At 71.7% G+C, this 17,065-nt stretch carries 16 protein-coding genes and 1 pseudogene; 8 read left to right on the top strand and 9 right to left on the bottom strand.

The annotated features are described in order from the left end of the window. Positions 1–68: 68 nt before the first annotated feature. The gene (locus ACFYZJ_RS35515; RefSeq protein ID WP_388575425.1) at positions 69–572 is read right to left on the bottom strand and encodes a MarR family winged helix-turn-helix transcriptional regulator; all 504 of its coding nucleotides are present in this window, start codon (positions 570–572) and stop codon (positions 69–71) included. Between the two features lie 101 nt (positions 573–673). Between ACFYZJ_RS35515 and ACFYZJ_RS35520 the strand changes: the two genes are divergently transcribed. Beyond that, positions 674–1,480, top strand: coding sequence for a dioxygenase (locus ACFYZJ_RS35520; RefSeq protein ID WP_388575428.1), 807 nt, complete (start codon positions 674–676; stop codon positions 1,478–1,480). A gap of 58 nt (positions 1,481–1,538) precedes the next feature. Here ACFYZJ_RS35520 and ACFYZJ_RS35525 read toward each other — a convergent pair. Further along, positions 1,539–2,051 (bottom strand): annotated as a pseudogene (locus ACFYZJ_RS35525) (GNAT family N-acetyltransferase); the annotation flags it as partial. A 208-nt stretch (positions 2,052–2,259) separates the two neighbouring features. On the opposite strand from ACFYZJ_RS35525, the gene ACFYZJ_RS35530 reads away from it, so the two are divergent. After that, complete coding sequence (locus tag ACFYZJ_RS35530; RefSeq protein WP_388575431.1) at positions 2,260–3,261, top strand: RNA polymerase sigma factor RpoD/SigA; 1,002 nt, start codon at positions 2,260–2,262, stop codon at positions 3,259–3,261. A 312-nt stretch (positions 3,262–3,573) separates the two neighbouring features. Here ACFYZJ_RS35530 and ACFYZJ_RS35535 read toward each other — a convergent pair whose 3' ends face one another. Further along, complete coding sequence (locus ACFYZJ_RS35535) at positions 3,574–4,551, bottom strand: helix-turn-helix transcriptional regulator (protein WP_388575434.1); 978 nt, start codon at positions 4,549–4,551, stop codon at positions 3,574–3,576. Positions 4,552–4,612: 61 nt separating this feature from the next. Between ACFYZJ_RS35535 and ACFYZJ_RS35540 the strand changes: the two genes are divergently transcribed. From ACFYZJ_RS35540 to ACFYZJ_RS35560, 5 genes are all read left to right on the top strand, one after another. Continuing rightward, the gene (locus tag ACFYZJ_RS35540; RefSeq protein WP_388575436.1) at positions 4,613–6,193 is read left to right on the top strand and encodes an MFS transporter; all 1,581 of its coding nucleotides are present in this window, start codon (positions 4,613–4,615) and stop codon (positions 6,191–6,193) included. A 138-nt stretch (positions 6,194–6,331) separates the two neighbouring features. Then, complete coding sequence (locus ACFYZJ_RS35545) at positions 6,332–7,093, top strand: DeoR/GlpR family DNA-binding transcription regulator (RefSeq protein WP_388575439.1); 762 nt, start codon at positions 6,332–6,334, stop codon at positions 7,091–7,093. Continuing rightward, a complete protein-coding gene (gene pfkB / locus ACFYZJ_RS35550; RefSeq protein ID WP_388575442.1) occupies positions 7,090–8,043 on the top strand; it encodes a 1-phosphofructokinase in 954 nt (317 codons plus the stop codon). The genes ACFYZJ_RS35545 and pfkB overlap by 4 nt, the downstream gene beginning before the upstream one ends. Before the next feature lie 166 nt (positions 8,044–8,209). Next, the gene (locus ACFYZJ_RS35555; protein WP_388575445.1) at positions 8,210–10,252 is read left to right on the top strand and encodes a fructose-specific PTS transporter subunit EIIC; all 2,043 of its coding nucleotides are present in this window, start codon (positions 8,210–8,212) and stop codon (positions 10,250–10,252) included. 199 nt (positions 10,253–10,451) lie between these two features. After that, entirely contained in the window at positions 10,452–10,733 is a 282-nt protein-coding gene (locus ACFYZJ_RS35560; protein WP_388575448.1) for a hypothetical protein, read from the top strand. On the opposite strand, the gene ACFYZJ_RS35565 is transcribed toward ACFYZJ_RS35560, so the two are convergent. The 3 genes from ACFYZJ_RS35565 to ACFYZJ_RS35575 form a co-directional block, all read right to left on the bottom strand. Then, positions 10,730–11,497, bottom strand: a complete 768-nt coding sequence (locus ACFYZJ_RS35565; protein WP_388575451.1) for a DUF6227 family protein — start codon at positions 11,495–11,497, stop codon at positions 10,730–10,732. The genes ACFYZJ_RS35560 and ACFYZJ_RS35565 overlap by 4 nt on opposite strands. 192 nt (positions 11,498–11,689) lie before the next feature. After that, complete coding sequence (locus tag ACFYZJ_RS35570; RefSeq protein ID WP_388575454.1) at positions 11,690–12,913, bottom strand: Ig-like domain-containing protein; 1,224 nt, start codon at positions 12,911–12,913, stop codon at positions 11,690–11,692. A gap of 176 nt (positions 12,914–13,089) precedes the next feature. Further along, on the bottom strand, positions 13,090–14,127 hold the full coding sequence (locus ACFYZJ_RS35575; protein ID WP_388575456.1) for a P1 family peptidase: 1,038 nt from the start codon (positions 14,125–14,127) through the stop codon (positions 13,090–13,092). A gap of 140 nt (positions 14,128–14,267) precedes the next feature. On the opposite strand from ACFYZJ_RS35575, the gene ACFYZJ_RS35580 reads away from it, so the two are divergent. After that, positions 14,268–14,474, top strand: coding sequence for a hypothetical protein (locus ACFYZJ_RS35580; RefSeq protein WP_388575459.1), 207 nt, complete (start codon positions 14,268–14,270; stop codon positions 14,472–14,474). Positions 14,475–14,535: 61 nt separating this feature from the next. Here ACFYZJ_RS35580 and mscL read toward each other — a convergent pair whose 3' ends face one another. From mscL to ACFYZJ_RS35595, 3 genes are all read right to left on the bottom strand, one after another. Then, entirely contained in the window at positions 14,536–15,006 is a 471-nt protein-coding gene (mscL, locus tag ACFYZJ_RS35585; protein ID WP_388575625.1) for a large conductance mechanosensitive channel protein MscL, read from the bottom strand. Between the two features lie 111 nt (positions 15,007–15,117). Beyond that, positions 15,118–15,507, bottom strand: a complete 390-nt coding sequence (locus ACFYZJ_RS35590; RefSeq protein WP_388575462.1) for a hypothetical protein — start codon at positions 15,505–15,507, stop codon at positions 15,118–15,120. Positions 15,508–16,205: 698 nt separating this feature from the next. Beyond that, on the bottom strand, positions 16,206–17,039 hold the full coding sequence (locus ACFYZJ_RS35595; RefSeq protein WP_388575465.1) for an S-methyl-5'-thioadenosine phosphorylase: 834 nt from the start codon (positions 17,037–17,039) through the stop codon (positions 16,206–16,208). Positions 17,040–17,065: the final 26 nt, after the last annotated feature.

Genomic DNA, 17,065 nt, shown 5'->3' on the forward strand with positions numbered 1-17,065 from the left:
CTCTCGGCGTGACCCCTGCCCCGAGCGGCGTCCGGCCCCGGCTCAGCGGAGCCAGGACAGGTCCCGGTTCAGCGGAGCCAGGGCAGGTCCGCCCCGGCCTCCTTGGGCTGCAGACCCTCCGCGACGATCGACATGATCTCGCCGAGTGACTTCTGCTGCTCGGGCGTGAGCCGGTCGAACAGGGCCTGCCGCACGGCCGCCACATGCCCGGGCGCGGTGCGCGCCAGCACCTCGTACCCCTCGTCCGTGAGGACCGCGAGTTGCCCCCGCTTGTCCGAGGGACACTCCTCGCGCCGCACCCAGCCGTTCTTCTCCAGGCGTGCGACGGCGTGCGAGAGCCGGGAACGCGTGATCTTCGCCCGCATGGCCAGCTCGGTCATCCGCAGCCGCCGGCGCGGTGCCTCAGCGAGCTGGACGAGCAGTCCGTAGTAGACGTGCGGCATCCCCGCGTCGCGCTGCAGCTGACGGTCCAGGTGGTCCTCGAGAAGGGTGACGGCGTGCATGTACGCACGCCAGGTGCGCTGCTCCTCGTCGGTGAGCCAGCGGGTGTCATCAGCGGGTGCCGTCTTCATGTACACCACTGTACGAGGCGCCTTCTTGAAATTTAAACAAGTAAGGCGTAGCCTCACTCGCGAGAGAGCTTGATAGTTCAAGTAGTTAGGGAGCTGTCGCCATGTCCGCCGCCATCGAGGAGCGCATCGCGCCCCGGCGCATGCCCGCCCTCTATCTGAGCCATGGTGCGCCCCCGCTGGCCGACGACCCGGTCTGGCCCGGCCAGCTCGCCGCCTGGTCCGTCGACCTGCCGCGCCCCAAGGCGATCCTGATGGTCTCCGCCCACTGGGAGGAGGCCCCGCTCGCCCTCGGCGCCACGCGCACCGTCCCGCTGGTCTACGACTTCTGGGGCTTCCCGGAGCACTACTACCGGGTGCGATACGAGGCTCCGGGCGCCCCGCAGCTCGCCGACGCCGTGCGCAAGCTGCTGCGCGCCCCCGGCACTCCCGTCCAGGACATCCCGGACCGTGGCCTCGACCACGGCGCGTACGTCCCGCTCGTCGAGATGTTCCCCGAGGCCGACATCCCGGTCCTGCAGATCTCCATGCCGACCCTGGACCCGGTGAGGCTGATGGAGATCGGCCGCAAGCTGGCCCCGCTGCGCGACGAGGGCGTGCTGATCGTCGGCTCCGGCTTCTTCACCCACAACCTGGCCGCTCTGCGGCACGCGGGCGGGGGAGTGCCCACCTGGTCCTCGGAGTTCGACGACTGGGGCCGCCGCGCCCTCGAGGCGCGCGACTGGGACGCCCTGCTGGACTTCCTGAACAAGGCCCCGGCCGGCCGCTACGCGCACCCGCGTACCGAGCACTTCGCCCCGCTGTTCGTGACCATGGGCGCGGCGGAGGCCGGCGGTGAGCTCGACGCGCAGAAGTCCGTCATCGACGGCTTCTGGATGGGAATGGCGAAGCGGTCGGTGCAGTTCGGATGACGGTGGCCGAAGAGGACTGCGCGGCGGCGGGGTCCAGAGGGGTCTGGAGGTCCTGCTGGAGGTCCTTCTCGTACCAGGCCACGTCCCAGTACCGCCCGAACTTGCGGCCCACCTCCCGGTAGGTGCCGACGTGGCGGAAGCCGAAGCGTTCGTGCAGACGCACGGACGCTTCGTTCGGCTGGGCGATGCCCGCGTAGGCGCGGTGCAGGTCCTCGCCCGCCAGGGCCCGGAAGAGGGCCGTGTAGAGGTGTGTGCCGACGCCGCGGCCGGTCGCGTGCGGGGCGAGGTAGATCGTGACCTCGACCGAGGTCGCGTACGCCGGCTTCGGTCGGAAGGCGCTGGAGGTGGCGTACCCCAGGATCTCCTGTGACTCGCCGTCCGTGGCAACCATCAGCCGGTGCGGCCCGTCTTCAGGGTGGGAGAGCAGCCAGGGGCGGCGCTCCTCGGGGGTGAAGACCGTGGTGTCGAATGTGATGGGCGTCTCACGTACGTAGTGGTTGTAGATGTCCGTGAGAGTGCCGAGGTCGCCCTCGACTCCCGGCCTGACCTGGATGTGTGTACGTTCTGTCATTGCCCCGCCTCTTAGTGTGGCGGGACAGGGTACTGCATGATCAGAAAAAATGAGGGGCGGGTTGGGAATTCTGTCCGGATTCCAGTCGTTGTTTCCTTCGGATGCCGGGCACCCGGAAGGGTGGCCGAATCGTTACCAGACCATCCGCTAGCCCTCCCCCGGTCTCGGCTTCGCCGAGCGGGGGGACCCCCAACGCAAGGGAGCACGCATGGCAACCCGTGCCGTCGCCCGTCGCCAGGCCGCCGAGGGCGAAAACATCGACGCCGCGGCAAGCAGTGTTCGCGCCCAGGGCGGAGACATTGCCGACCGCGACCTGGTCGGCATGTACCTCGACGAGATCGCGCGTACGCCCCTGCTCGACGCCGCCAAGGAGGTCGAGCTCTCCCAGATCATCGAGGCGGGCGTGTTCGCACGGCAGATCCTCGACGGCGAGGAGGAGGCCAAGGCGGATGCCACCCGTGAGGAGCTGGAAGCCCTGGTCGCCGAGGGGGAGCGGGCCAAGGACATCTTCATCCGCTCCAACCTCCGTCTGGTCGTCGCCGTCGCGCGGCGCTATCCGCGCAGCGGCCTGCCGCTGCTCGACCTGATCCAGGAGGGGAACGCGGGCCTGGTGCGTGCCGTCGAGAAGTTCGACTACCGCAAGGGCTTCAAGTTCTCCACCTACGCCACCTGGTGGATCCGCCAGGCCATCACGCGGTCGATAGCCGACCAGTCGCGCACCATCCGGCTGCCCGTCCACCTGGTCGAGGAGCTGGGCCGTATCCGCCGCGTCCAGCGCGAGTTCAACCGCGAGAACGGCCGGGACCCGGAGCCCGCCGAGATCGCGGCCGAGCTGGACGCCACGCCGGAGCGGATCAGCGACGTCCTCGACTGGGCCCGCGACCCGGTGTCGCTGAACATGTCGGTGGACGACGAGGGCGAGACCCAGTTCGGCGACCTGCTCGAGGACACCTCCGCGGTGTCGCCGGAGCAGTCGGTGCTCACGCTGCTGCGCAGTGAGGAACTGGACGACCTGATCGGCCGGCTCGACGACCGCACGGCGTCGATCATCAAGATGCGGTACGGCATCGAGGACGGCCGGGAGCGCACCCTGACGGAGGTCGGCAAGGAGCACGGCCTGACGCGTGAGCGCATCCGCCAGATCGAGAAGCACGCCCTGCTGGAGCTGAAGAAGCTGGCCCGCCAGACCGGCTTCGACGCGGCGGCGTAACGGCAGTGCAGTCGCGCCGCATCGAACCCCTGGGTCCGGGGCACAAGACCTCCGGGTTCCGGGACCGCACGGTCGCTGCATCCACAGAGCCGAGTCCCGACGCACTCCCCCCGGCGCCGGGACTCTCCCCGGGCCGGGCCCCGGCGCCACTCCCCCCTGGCGTCGGGGCCCGGCTCTTCGTACGCCGAACGTCACGGCAGGGGCATGTCAACGGGTCGCCCCGGACCTGAACCCCGGGGCGGCCCGGATGGCAGATTGTGTCACAGCACCACAAGATCACCCGCTCTGCACGGCGGATGCCCACCGGTGGACCTATGCCGTCCGCGACGCGCCCGCCGCCCGGCCCAGCCGCGCCCCCAGGTCCCGTACCGAGGCGACGAGGTCGGCCGGACGGTGCACCGTGAACTCACAGTCGACCAGCGCGAGCCGTACCGCCAGCCACTCCAGCGAGTCGCTCGCCACACCCCGCAGCCGGCAGCTGTGCTCGTCGAGCGGCTCGGGGATGCCGACCCACCGGGGGATGCGCGCCGCGACGAAGTCGGCCGGCGCGGCGAAGGTCGCCTCGAACTCGTACGTCTCCTGCCGCCGGTACACCGACTGCCGCAGAAACTCCGCCGCGCTCCCCGTCGGCAGCTCCCGCGGCGCGAACCGGGCGCCCGTCGCGAACGGCTCGGTGACCCGGTCGACCCGGAACGTCCGCCAGTCCTCGCGCTGAAGGTCGTAGGCGACCAGGTACCAGCGGCGCCCCGTCGACACCAGCCGGTACGGCTCCGCCAGGCGCCGCGACGGAGTGCCGTCCCCGGAGCGGTACGCGAACCGCAGCCGCTCCCGGCCCGCGATCGCCGAGGCGATCACGGTCAGCGTCTCCGGCGCGATACTCGCCCCGTCCCCGCTGGTCAGCGGCGTGGTGGCGGCCTGCAGGGTGGCGACACGGTGACGCAGCCGACTCGGCAGCACCTGTTCGAGTTTGGCCAGTGCCCGTACGGACGCCTCCTCCACGCCCTCGACCGCGTGCCCGGCGCCCGCCCGCAGCCCGACCGCGATGGCCACGGCCTCCTCGTCGTCGAGCACCAGCGGCGGCATGGCCTTCCCGGCGACCAGCCGGTACCCGCCGTCGGCACCCTTGGTCGCCTGCACCGGGTAGCCCAGCTCGCGCAGCCGGTCGATGTCCCGCCGGACGGTGCGCCGCGACACCCCGAGCCGCTCGGCCAGCTCGCCGCCGGGCCACTCGCGCGGGGTCTGGAGCAGGGAGAGCAGCTGGAGGAGCCGGGCCGGGGTGTCTGTCGTCATGGGACGAGGATGCCGGAGAACTAGGACGGGATCTGGCCTAATACGGCCGTAGCTTCGGCGCATGACCTCCACGGAGAACACCCTCAGCAGTGCCGCTGCACTGCAGCCGGCCGCGGGCGCGGGCGGCGACCGCCGCCGCTGGTTCGCGCTCGCGATCGTGATGACCGCGGCCTTCATGGACCTCGTCGACGTCACGATCGTCAACATCGCCATTCCGTCGATCCAGCGGGAGGCGGGTGCGTCGTTCAGCCAGATCCAGTGGATCACCGCCGGTTACGCGCTCGCCTTCGCCGCGGGACTCATCACCGGCGGACGGCTCGGCGACATCCACGGGCGCAAACGCCTCTTCCTGATCGGCATCGGCGGCTTCACGCTCGCCTCGGCGCTGTGCGGCTTCGCCGCCGACCCGGAGATGCTCGTCGCCTCCCGGATCCTGCAGGGCGCGATGGCCGCGATGATGGTGCCGCAGGTGCTGTCGATCGTGCACGCCACCTTCCCGGCGCACGAGCGGGGCAAGGTCTTTGGCCTGTTCGGCGCGATCGTCGGGCTGGGTGCCGTCTCCGGGCCGCTCCTCGGAGCGCTGCTGACCGAGTGGAACCTGTTCGGGCTTCAGTGGCGGCCCATCTTCCTGATCAACCTGCCGGTCGGCGTCGCCGCGTACCTTCTGGGCCGGCGTTTCATCACCGAGTCGAAGGCGCCGCGGGCCCTGCGGCTCGACCTCGTCGGCGTCGCCCTGGTCACGCTGGGCCTGCTGATGCTGCTCTACCCGCTCACCCGCGGCCGGGAGCTGGGCTGGCCGCTGTGGGGGTACGCGTCGATGGCGGGCGCGCTCGTCGTCTTCGGGGCGCTGGTGGCGTACGAGAGGCGGAAGGCCGCGCGCGACGGTTCCCCGCTGGTCGAACTGTCCCTGTTCCGGGTGAAGAGCTTCGCGGCCGGCATCGCGGTGCAGACGGTGTTCGGGGTCGGCCTCGGCATCTTCTTCCTGGTCTGGACGCTGTACATGCAGGTCGGCCTCGGCTGGAGCGCGCTGCGGGCGGGGCTGACGGGCGTGCCCTTCTCGATCGCGGTCTCCACGGCGGCGGGGATGTCCGTGCAGAAGCTGGTCCCGCGGTTCGGCCGCAAGGTGCTGCAGGCGGGTGCGCTGGTGATGGCGGCGGGCGTGCTCCTCTACATGGCGGAGGCCCACCGGTACGGCCGGTCGATCGCCTCCTGGCAGATGGCGCTGCCGCTGGTGGTCATGGGGGCGGGCATGGGTCTGATCGTCGCCCCGCTGACGGACGCGATCCTGTCCGAGGTGCCGCGCGAGCACGCCGGATCTGCGTCCGGCCTGATCAACACGGTGCAGCAGATGGGCAACGCGCTCGGCCTGGGGCTCGTGTCGGTGGTTTTCTTCGGTGAGATCGACGACCGGCTGACCCCCGCACAGGTCGGCCCGGCCTTCGTACACGCCTTCCAGCACGCCCTCGGCTGGGTGGCGGCGGTGATGCTGGTGATCTTCGTGCTGATGTTCGCCCTGCCCAAGCGGCCGGCGCAGCATAGGGAGGGGGGCGTCGTGGAGCGCCCCGAAAGGGGCGCGGGGAACGGCGCGAGCCACGACATCCAACCCGCGGACGGCGTACGACCGATCGGGGCAACCCGGTAGCCGAACTTCCGGGAGTGCACGCGGGGCGATGCCCGTTCGTGTCCGTTCCGTGGCCCCAAGCTGTTTACTTTCCGGAAATTCGGACGTAGCCTCCGACCTGAAACCACACGTTCGGGCATGAGTCGGAGGTGAACAGACATGTACGCACCGGAGCGACAGCAGGAGATCCTCCGTCTCGCCCGTGACGGCGGCCGGGTCGACGTCGTCTCGCTGGCCGAGGAGTTCCAGGTCACGGCCGAGACGATCCGCCGCGACCTCAAGGCCCTCGACCGCGCGGGCCTGCTGCGGCGGGTGCACGGCGGTGCCATCCCCGCCGGGCGCCTGGACTTCGAGCCGGACCTCGCCGAACGGGAGTCCACGGCGGCCGACGAGAAGGACCGGATCGCCAAGGCGGCCCTCGCGGAGCTGCCGGGCGAGGGCACGATGATCCTCGACGCCGGCTCGACGGTCGCCCGGCTGGCGGGGGCGATCCCGCTGGACGCGCGGCTCACCGTCGTCACGCACAGCCTGCCCACCGCGGCGCGCCTCGCGGACCACCCCGGCATCCAGCTCCATCTGGTCGGCGGGCGCGTCCGGCACCGTACGCGCGCCGCGGTGGACGCCTGGGCGTTGCGCGCCTACGGAGAGATCCGCGCCGACGTCCTGTTCATCGCCGCCAACGGCTTCTCCGCCGACCACGGACTGACCACGCCCGACCTCGCCGAGGCCGCCGTCAAGCGCGCGGCGATCCGCGCCGCGCGCCGGGTGGTGCTGCTCGCCGACTCCTCCAAGTACGGCCAGGAGCACTTCGCCCGGTTCGGCGACCTCGGTGATGTGGACCTGCTGATCACCGACAGCGGGCTGAGCCCCGAGGACGCCACCGCGATCGAGCGCGGCGGCACGGAAGTAGTGCGCGCATGATTCTCACCGTCACCCCGAACCCCTCCCTCGACCGCACCTACGAGGTCCCCTCCCTCGACCGCGGCGAGGTCATCCGGGCCACCGGCGAACAGGTGGACCCGGGCGGCAAGGGCGTGAACGTCTCGCGCGCGGTCGCGGCCGCCGGGCAGCGCACGGTCGCCGTCCTGCCCCTCGGTGGTGCGCCGGGTGCACTCGTCGCCGATCTGCTGCACGCCCAGGGCATCGACGTCGCACCGGTTCCGATCGCCGGAGCCACCCGCTCCAACATCGCGGTCGCCGAACCCGACGGCACCCTCACCAAGATCAACGCACCCGGCCCGGAGCTGTCCCCGGCCGAGGCCGAACTCCTCCTGGAAACGGTCCGCGCGCAGTACCAGGCGGCCGACACCACCTGGATCACCTGCTGCGGCAGCCTCCCGCGCGGCCTCGCCCCGTCCTGGTACGCCGACCTGGTGGCCCGTGCGCACGCCGCGGGCGCCCGGATCGCGCTCGACACCTCCGGCCCGGCGCTGCTCGCCGCCCTGCGTGAGCGCCCGGACGTGGTGAAGCCGAACGCAGAGGAACTCGCCGAGGCCGTCGGGCGCCCCCTCGCCACGGTGGGCGACGCGGCCAAGGCCGCCGAAGAGCTGCGCGCGATGGGCGCGGGCGCCGTGCTCGCGAGCCTCGGCGCGGACGGGCAGCTGCTCGTGGACGCCGCGGGGACATGGTTCGGCAGCGCCCGCGTCGATGTCGTACGCTCCAACGTCGGAGCCGGTGACTCCTCCCTCGCCGGTTTCCTGATCGCGGGCGGCAGCGGCCCGGAGGCCCTGGCCTCGGCCGTCGCCCATGGCGCCGCGGCGGTGCAGCTGCCCGGCAGCGTGATGCCGACCCCCGCCGACCTCGACCTCTCCGCCGTGACCGTCACGTCGGAGGTACCCGTGGACCGTGCGCTGACGGAGCCCGTCTCATGAGCGCACACCCGAGCCGGCAGAAGGCGACCGCCCCCGTCGCGGCCGCCGAGAAGCGGGGTTTCCCCGGCCCCGCCGCTCCCTGTCTCCCCGTAGCACCTCACCTCACCCCCGTCCCCACCACCGCCCATGGCACCCCCCGGGCGATACGCGTGCGAAGGAGCCCGCGATGAGCGAGATGATCACCGCGGACCTGGTCGACCTCGACCTGTCCGCCGACACCAAGGAAGCGGCGGCCCGTGCCCTCGCCGAGCGGATGGTGGCCCAGGGCCGGGTGACCGACCTGGAGGGCTTCCTCGCCGACGTGGCCGCCCGCGAGGCGCAGATGCCGACCGGCCTCGACGGCGGCATCGGCATCCCGCACTGTCGCAGCGAGTACGTCACCGAGCCGACCCTCGCCTTCGGGCGCAGTGTCCGGGGCATCGACTTCGGCGCCGCGGACGGCCCCGCCGACCTGATCTTCCTGATCGCCGCCCCCGCGGGCGCGGACGACGCGCACCTGACCATCCTGTCCTCGCTGGCCCGTCAGCTGATGAACACCGAGTTCACGTCCGCGCTGCGGGCCGTGAAGGACGCGGCGGCGGCGGCCGCGCTCGTCCGCGGCGACGAGGCCCCGGCGGCCGAGGCTTCGGCGGCGGCCGAGGCCCCGGCGGCGGTCGAGGAGCCCACGACCTCCGCCGACTCCTCGGAGGCAGCCGGTGAGGAGGCGGCCGAGCGCCCGTTCCGTATCGTCGCCGTCACCTCCTGCCCGACCGGTATCGCCCACACCTACATGGCCGCCGAGTCGCTGGAGAACGCGGGCCGCGAGGCGGGTGTCGAACTCGTCGTCGAGCCCCAGGGCTCGGCCGGCTTCACGCGGCTCGATCCGGCCGTCATCGCGGCGGCGGACGCCGTGATCTTCGCCCATGACGTCCCCGTGCGGGAGAAGGACCGCTTCGCCGGCAAGCCGACCGTCGACGTCGGCGTGAAGGCGGGCATCAACCGGCCCGCCGAGCTGATCGCCGAGGTGCGCGAGAAGGCCGCCCGCGGCGAGGTGACGTCCGGTTCCGCGCCCACGCCGGTGGAGCGGAGCGGTGACTCGACCGAGGGCTACGGCACCAAGCTGCGCAAGTGGCTGATGTCCGGCGTGAGCTACATGGTCCCGTTCGTCGCCGCGGGTGGTCTGCTCATCGCCCTCGGCTTCGCCATCGGCGGCTACAAGATCAACAAGGCGCCGTCGGTCATGGACCACTTCGTGTGGACCCAGGGCGACAGTTGGGCCGCGCTGCTCTTCCAGATCGGCGCCGTGTCCTTCGGCTTCCTGGTCCCGGTCCTGGCCGGCTACATCGCCTACGGCATGGCGGACCGCCCCGGTCTGGTGCCCGGCTTCGTCGGCGGTTCGATCGCCCTCACCATCAACGCGGGCTTCCTCGGCGGTCTGGTGGCCGGTCTCCTCGCCGGCGGTGTGGTGATGGCGATCCAGAAGATCGACATCCCCCAGGCGCTGCGCGGCATCATGCCGGTGGTGGTGATACCGCTGATCTCCTCGGCGATCGTCGGATTCCTGATGTTCGTCGTCGTCGGCAAGCCGATCGCCACCGCGCAGAAGGGCCTCACCGACTGGCTGAACGGCCTGTCCGGCACCAACGCCATCCTGCTCGGCGCGCTGCTCGGCGTGATGATGTGCTTCGACCTCGGCGGCCCGGTCAACAAGGTCGCCTACACCTTCGCCACCGCCGGTATCGCGGTCTCCAACCCGAGCGACTCCGCGATGAAGATCATGGCCGCGGTGATGGCCGCCGGTATGGTCCCGCCGCTGGCGATGGCCCTCGCAACGACCGTGCGCGGCAAGCTGTTCACACAGACCGAGCGTGAGAACGGCAAGGCCGCCTGGGTGCTCGGCGCCTCCTTCATCTCCGAGGGCGCGATCCCGTTCGCGGCGGCCGACCCGCTGCGCGTCATCCCCTCGTCGATGGTCGGCGGCGCGATCACCGGCGCCCTGTCGATGGGCTTCGGCGCCTCGCTGCGCGCCCCGCACGGTGGCATCTTCGTGGTCCCGCTGATCGGCAACCCGTTCCTCTACCTGGTCGCCCTCGTCGCCGGTGTCTGTGTCTCCACGGCCCTGGTGGTGATCCTCAAGGGCATGCGCAAGCAGAGCCCGGAGGGCTCCGCGAAGGAGGCCGCGGGAGCGTCGGTACCGGCCCGCGACTCCAAGCAGCCCGTCGCCGCCTGATCCGGCGGCAGTACCAACGCGGTGGGGCCGCACCCCTCAACAGGGGTGCGGCCCCACCGCGTTCATGGCGTCCTTACCTCGTCCTTTGCCCGTCTTCGCCGCGACTCGCCGTACTCGTCGCACTCATCACAGTGGTCGCACCTGCGAGATTGGTCACGGTCCAGGGCCGGAAGCCCGGTTGGTGGTGTCTACTGGAGGCATGCCCGCGCACGAGTCGATCCTCCTGTTGGTCACCGTGGCCGTCGCAGCCCTGGCGACCGGCCTCTGGGTGATCGGCCTGCTGCAGATCATGCGCCGCCACCGAAGGGAGAACGCGACCCGGCGTCACCGCGGAACCCTTCGGGGCCTGCCCCGGCAGCGGCGGACCGCCCCGCACTGGGACTCCGTCGAACTCACCGCGGCCGAACGGGACGCCTTCGCCGCCCTGGTACGGCGCTTCAGTGACGGGCATCCCAAGGACCGGGGACTCTTCGGGAACTAGACGGTGTCCGCCGGCTGGCCCGGCCTCGCCGCGCGGCGCTCCATCGCCTCCCGGGCCGCCTCCTCGGAGGCGTACACCTCGCACATGTGCCGGCCGTCCGGTGTCGCCGTGTGCTCGACCTCCCACAGGGACAGCTCCCGGCCGTCCCGCAGCAGGAACGCGTGCTCGTACAGCGAGAAACACAGCCCCGCCTGACCGGCCCGGCACGGCCGCCCGAACGCCTGCGTGATCTGGTGCGCGAAGGCCGAGTCCAGCAGTAACGTCGCCAGGTCCGAGCCCGGCCGGTCCGGGTTCTCCGCCCGGCGCAGCAGCCGGCGCGCGTGGTCCGCCGAGTCGTCCGGCGCATACGCGTGGCGGGGCTCGGGGACCGGGGACGACTGCGCCAGCGCCGGCAGTTCGAAGTCGGGCGTGTCCGACGGCAGCGGGAGCCGGGCCGTGGCAGTGCGCAGCTCCTCCGCGTCCACGTACACCTCGTGCTCGAGATGGCCACCGGGCGCCGTGTTGTGGACGAGCTCCCACAGGGTGACCGCCGAGCCGTCCGCGAGCAGCCATGTGTGCCGGTACGTCTCCCGGTGCAGCCCCGCGCTGTGGTGCGCGGAGTGCAGTGAACTGTCGTGCGCCAGCGCGCAGTCGAGCCGCCCGAGCGTCTCGTCGGGCAGCTCGAAGGAGTTCAGGGCGCGGCCGAGGAGTCGCGCGAGGTGCTCCTCAGGAGACTCCGGCGAATCGGCCGGCTCGTACGCTGCCGTCTCGTACGGGACGCTCAAGGTTTCTCCCGGCGTTGCTGCATGTCACCTTGTGGGTGCATACCGTAGCCCCTCGCTCGGACATCGTCTCTGGGAACCGAGAAAACGTACGGCGGGAAAACGAACCGGCCGCGCGGCAGGTTCCCACGCGCCTGATCCGCTGTCATATGCCTCTGACAATACGGCAGCTCACGAGGCCGGTCACGCGATCGATCACACCGTGCTTCCGGCGGTCCACTCGCTCCACGGCATGTTCCAGCCGTTGAGGCCGTTGTCCGGTGCGACCGTCGTGTCGGGGGAGTTCTTGACGATCACCACGTCGCCGATCAGCGAGTTGTCGTAGAACCACTTGGCGGTCGTGTTCCCCTGCGCGCCCTGCACGTCCTCCATGCCCACGCAGCCGTGGCTGGTGCCCTCGTGACCGAAAGGCGGGTTGCCCTGGTTGTACCAGTAGTTGCCGTGGATGAAGGTTCCGGAGGTCGTCAGCCGCATCGCGTGCGGCACGTCCGGGATGTCGTACTCGCCGCCGAGGCCGACCGTCTGACTGTTCATGCGCGTCTGCGTGAACTTCTCCGAGATCACCATCTGCCCGTTGTAGGTGGTGTGCTGGGGGCTGCCGGTCGACACCGGAATCGTCTTCAGTGTCCTGCCGTCCCGCACCACCGTCATGGTCTGGGTCCTGGCGTCGACCGTGGAGACCTGGGAGCGGCCGATGGTGAACGTGACGGTCTTCTTCTGCACGCCGCGGACGCCGTTCGTGCCCTCCACACCGTCCAGGTCGATCTTCATCGTGACCTTGGAACCGGCCTTCCAGTAGTCCTCGGGCCGGAAGTCCAGGCGCTGCGCGTCGAACCAGTGCCCCACCACCTGCTGTCCGCTGCTGGACGTCACCGTGATGTGCGACTGCACGGCCTTCCTGTCGGTGATCGCCCTGTCGAACGTGAAGGACACCGGCATGCCGACACCGACCGTCGCACCGTCGTCGGGCGTGTACGTGCCGATGAAGCTGCCCGCCTGAGTGACCGTGGTGAAGATGGAGTTGGCGGCGGCGACCCGGTTGTCGGCGTCCTTCGCGATGGCCGAGATCTGGTACTTCGTCCCGCGCTCCAACTGCTGCTTCGGCTTCCAGACCGTCCCGTCCGCGGAGATCTCCCCCGGCACCGCCGCGCCGGTCCCCGCCACCGTCATCTTCACCTCGGTCAGCTTCCCGTCGCTGACCTTCACCCCGGTGGTGTTGATCGACGCGCCGGTCGACCCGTCCTTGGCGGAGATGGCGATCCGGGCGGCGGACACCTTGGCGGACTCCTTGGAGCCCTTGCCGCCCTTGTCGTTGTCGGCGTTGGCGCTGCCGCCGCAGGCGGTGAGGGTCAGGGCGCCGACCATCAGGGCGGCACAGGCCCCCAGTGCACGCCGCGCTCGCATGTCCGGCGTTGTCACAGGCTTCTCCAGGTCATCGTGGTGTGCGTTCGGTTGCGTGATCCGCTCGAGTACGTGGAGAGAGAGCGAACGCCGCGCTGAAGGGTTCCCGTCCGTCACGCCGCACGCCACTTACGTGACAGAACCGGGACAATCGCCCGCCATCCCAAGGCACTTGGGCCTCTCGTGCCCTCCCGTCATGTCGCCTCTGGCGCGCCGTACAGCCCCTCGTACGACGGCCAGGACCCGCCCGGTCCGTCCACCGGCTCCGCGGCGCGCACCGCCCGCACGACCGCGCGCGTCATGAGGTCCGCGCCCGCCGCGAGCACCTCGTTCAGCGCGAGGGGGGCACCGGCGGCGAGTGGACGGGCGCCGGTCGCCAGCGCGAAGACCGTGTCCCCGTCGTTCAGCAGGTGCGCCGGCCGCACGGCGCGCGCCAGACCGTCGTGCGCCACGCCCGCCAGCTTCTGAGCCTGCGCCTTGGTGAGGTCGGCGTCGGTCGCCACCACGGCGAGGGTCGTGTTCAGCGGCGGGCGCGGCAGGCGCGCGGCTGCCTCGGCGAGCCGTCGTCGCGCGGCCTCGTGCACCTGACGCGCCGGACGTCCGACCCGCCCCTGGGCCAACTCCCCGTACAGCGCGCCCGTCTCCGGATCCACCACCGAGCCCACCGCGTTGCACACCACCAGGGCGGCCACCGTGATCCCCGAGTCCAGCACGGTACTCGCGGTGCCGACGCCGCCCTTGAGCGGTCCGACCGTCGCGCCGGTGCCCGCGCCCACGCAGCCCTCCGCCACGGGCGCGCCCGGCTCGCTCGCGGCGGCAGCCTCGACCGCGGCTCGGCCCATGGCCGCGTCCGGGCGGGCCTTGAAGTCACCGCCGCGCCCCAGGTCGAAGACGCAGGCGGCGGGCACCACCGGCACCACGTGGGACGGATCGGGGCCCACCCGCACCCCACGTCCGTGCTCCTCCAGCCAGGCCATGACGCCCGATGCCGCGTCGAGCCCGTAGGCGCTTCCCCCGGTCAGGACGACCGCCTCCACCTTCTGCACCAGGTTGCGTGGATCGAGCGCGTCGGTCTCCTTGGTGCCGGGGCCGCCTCCGCGCACATCGACCGCCGCGACCGCGCCGCCCTCCGGGGCGAGGACGACCGTGGTTCCGGTGAGCCAGCCGTCCCCGATCCGGGTGGCGTGCCCAACGCGCAGGCCGGCGACATCTGTCAGAGCGTCACGTGTCATGGGCCCATGATCCGTCGCGCTGCGCCAGTCATGGCCCCGTGCCGCGGAATCAGCGCTGTCGGTGTTCGGCCCGTGGCGAGCGCCCCTCCCTGCGAGGCCGCGACGCCGCGTCCCGGTGCCGCGGACGTACGCTGGACGCTATGAGCACCACCCCGACGTCCACCCCCGGCCGCGAACCGCGGGATACGAAGCCCGAGCCCAAGGACGCCCTGGTCTTCGACGACCCGCTGAGCACGCAGTCGTCGGACGACACGGATCTGGGATGGGGCGAACGGCCCCGCCCGAGCGGCGACAGCGCTGCCGATCTGGCGCGGTTCCTGGACGAGAAGCCGCCCCACCACCTGTGAGAGCCGTCACAGGGCCGGTTGTAGGCCCTGTGACGCGTCCCGCGCCGCCTCTTGACGTGTATCAGGCCCCGGTCCGATTGGTGCCGCGCTGAGCGACCAGGGCGTCGCGGATCTCCTCGAGCACCTCCAGCTCGGTCACCTCGGGCACGTCCCCGGTGCCGTGCTTCGCCTTGCGGCGGGCCTCCTGCCGGGCCAGGAACCTGGACATGGGCAGGACCATCAGGAAGTAGACGACGGCGGCGGTGATCAGGAAGTTGAGCGTCGCGCCGAGGACCGAGCCCCAGAGTATGCGGACGCCCGTCGCGCTCGCGCCGGTGCCCGTGCACGGTCCCTTCAGGCAGGAGCTGTAGCCGTCCAGGCTCTTGGTGCCGAGTGCACCCACGACCGGGCTGATGACCCCCTTCACAACGGAGTTCACGATGTCGGTGAAGGCGGCGCCGATGACCACCGCGACCGCCAGGTCGACGACGTTCCCCCGCATCAGGAAGGCCTTGAAGCCCTGCAGGACACCCGGCATCTTCGTCTCGCTCACCATCGGGACCCTTCTCGACTGCACACGCATCGGAACAAACAGCTCCGCAACCTACGGCAGGGTGTACCACGGCTGTCCAACCGCATGCCGTGAGGAAGGGGGCCGCCGGGCTCAGCACAGGGTCACCGCCAGCCGTGAGCCGGCGCCGGCGCCGGCGAGGCGTGCGGCCGCGGGGCGCGGCACGGAGAGCACCAGCAGCGCGCCGTTCTCCGTCGGATCGACATCGGGCACCTGCATCACCCGGGCCCCGGCCGCGACGACCCTTGCCTGGCCGCCGCCGTCGGCCGCGATCACGTCGACGCGGTCGCCGGGCCGCAACAGCCGCACGGCCGCCGCGTCCGCGATCCGCACGGGCGCTTTCACCGTCTCCACCCGTTGCGGCTCCCGTGCCGCCGCGGCGGTCGGGCGGGCGCCGGCGTCCGGGTGTCCGCGTGCGCCCTCGGCACCGCCGGACCCCGCCGCCACGAGCGCGGCAGCGGTGACGGCCAGTCCCGCGGCCACGGCCCGCCTCCGGCACCGCACCACCCGCCGCAGTCGCTGCCGCCCTCCTCGGACGCGTACGGGAGCGAAGTGGGGCACGGCACAGGTGGGAGGCGTGTCGGAACGCGGGGAGAGGGCGGCGGGCGGCCATGTGGGCGCCGGAAGCGCTGCGTAGGGCTGCTGAGGAGGGGAAGGGAAGGCGCGGGACGTACGGGACATGCTGGTCACCACCTGCGTCGTGCGTGCGATCGGGTCGCGATCCACGATGACGCTTCGCGGTGGAGGCCGCGGACGGCTGTGGGTTACCCCGCGGTTGTGGACAACTCACTCACCCGAACGGGACGTTCCACACGGTCGGCCCCGCCCGGCCCCGGTCATGCCCCCGCCCGGCCCTGGTCATGCCCCCGCCCGGCCCGGGTCATGCCCCCGCCCGGCCCGGGTCATTGCCGATCCGGCCCCGGTCACAGCGACCCTGCTCGGTCGCGCCCGACCCCGGCTCCCGTCGCGCCGACCCTGCCCCGCCATGACCGGTACCTCACGTCATGGCCGACCCCTCCCCGCCATGACCGGTACTGTCCCGTCAGCCGACTCCGCCAGGACGGGCTCCGCCCCGTCACGGCCGACTCAACCCCGCCATGACCGGTGCCTCCCGTCGCGCCGACTCCGCCAGGACGGGCTCTGCCCGGCACGGCCGACTCCGCCAGGACGGGCCCCGCCCGTCACGGCAGCTCGAACCCGGGGTCCATCCCGCCGAGCGCGTTCACGCACAGGCAGTCCCGCTCCTCGGTCGCCGGCAGCGCGGCCACCGCGTCGAACAGCACGCCCCGCAACCGGTCCACGTTCGCCGCGAACACCTGCAGCACCTCGTCGTGCGAGACGCCCTCCCCGGTCTCCGCGCCCGCGTCCAGATCCGTGACCAGGGTCAACGACGTGTAGCACAGCTCCAGTTCCCGGGCGAGCGCGGCCTCGGGATGGCCGGTCATGCCCACCACCGACCAGCCCTGCGCCTGGTGCCACAACGATTCCGCGCGGGTGGAGAACCGTGGCCCCTCGACCACGACCAGCGTGCCACCGTCCACCGGCTCCCAGTCCCGCCCGCGTGCGGCCTTCAGCACGACCGCCCGCCCGGTCGGGCAGTAGGGGTCGGCCAGGGACACGTGCACCACGTTCGGCACGGTGCCGTCCGGCAGCGGCAGCCCGTCGAAGTAGGTCTGCACCCGGGTCTTGGTGCGGTCCACCAGCTGGTCGGGGATCAGCAGCGTGCCCGGCCCGTACTCCGGGCGCAGTCCGCCCACCGCGCACGGTCCGAGGACCTGACGGACGCCGACGGAGCGCAGCGCCCACAGGTTGGCGCGGTAGTTGATCCGGTGCGGTGGCAGATGGTGGCCGCGTCCGTGGCGGGGCAGGAACGCGACCCGCCGGCCGGCGATCTCGCCGAGGAAGAGGGAGTCGCTGGGAGCCCCGTACGGGGTGTCGACCCGGACCTCGGTCACGTCGTCGAGGAAGGAGTAGAAGCCAGAGCCGCCGATGACACCGATCTCCGCGTTCGTCATGGCGAGCACAGTAGCTTCACCGGACG

Origin of the sequence: Streptomyces sp. NPDC001848, from assembly GCF_042891915.1 — a bacterium.
GTDB lineage: Bacteria > Actinomycetota > Actinomycetes > Streptomycetales > Streptomycetaceae > Streptomyces.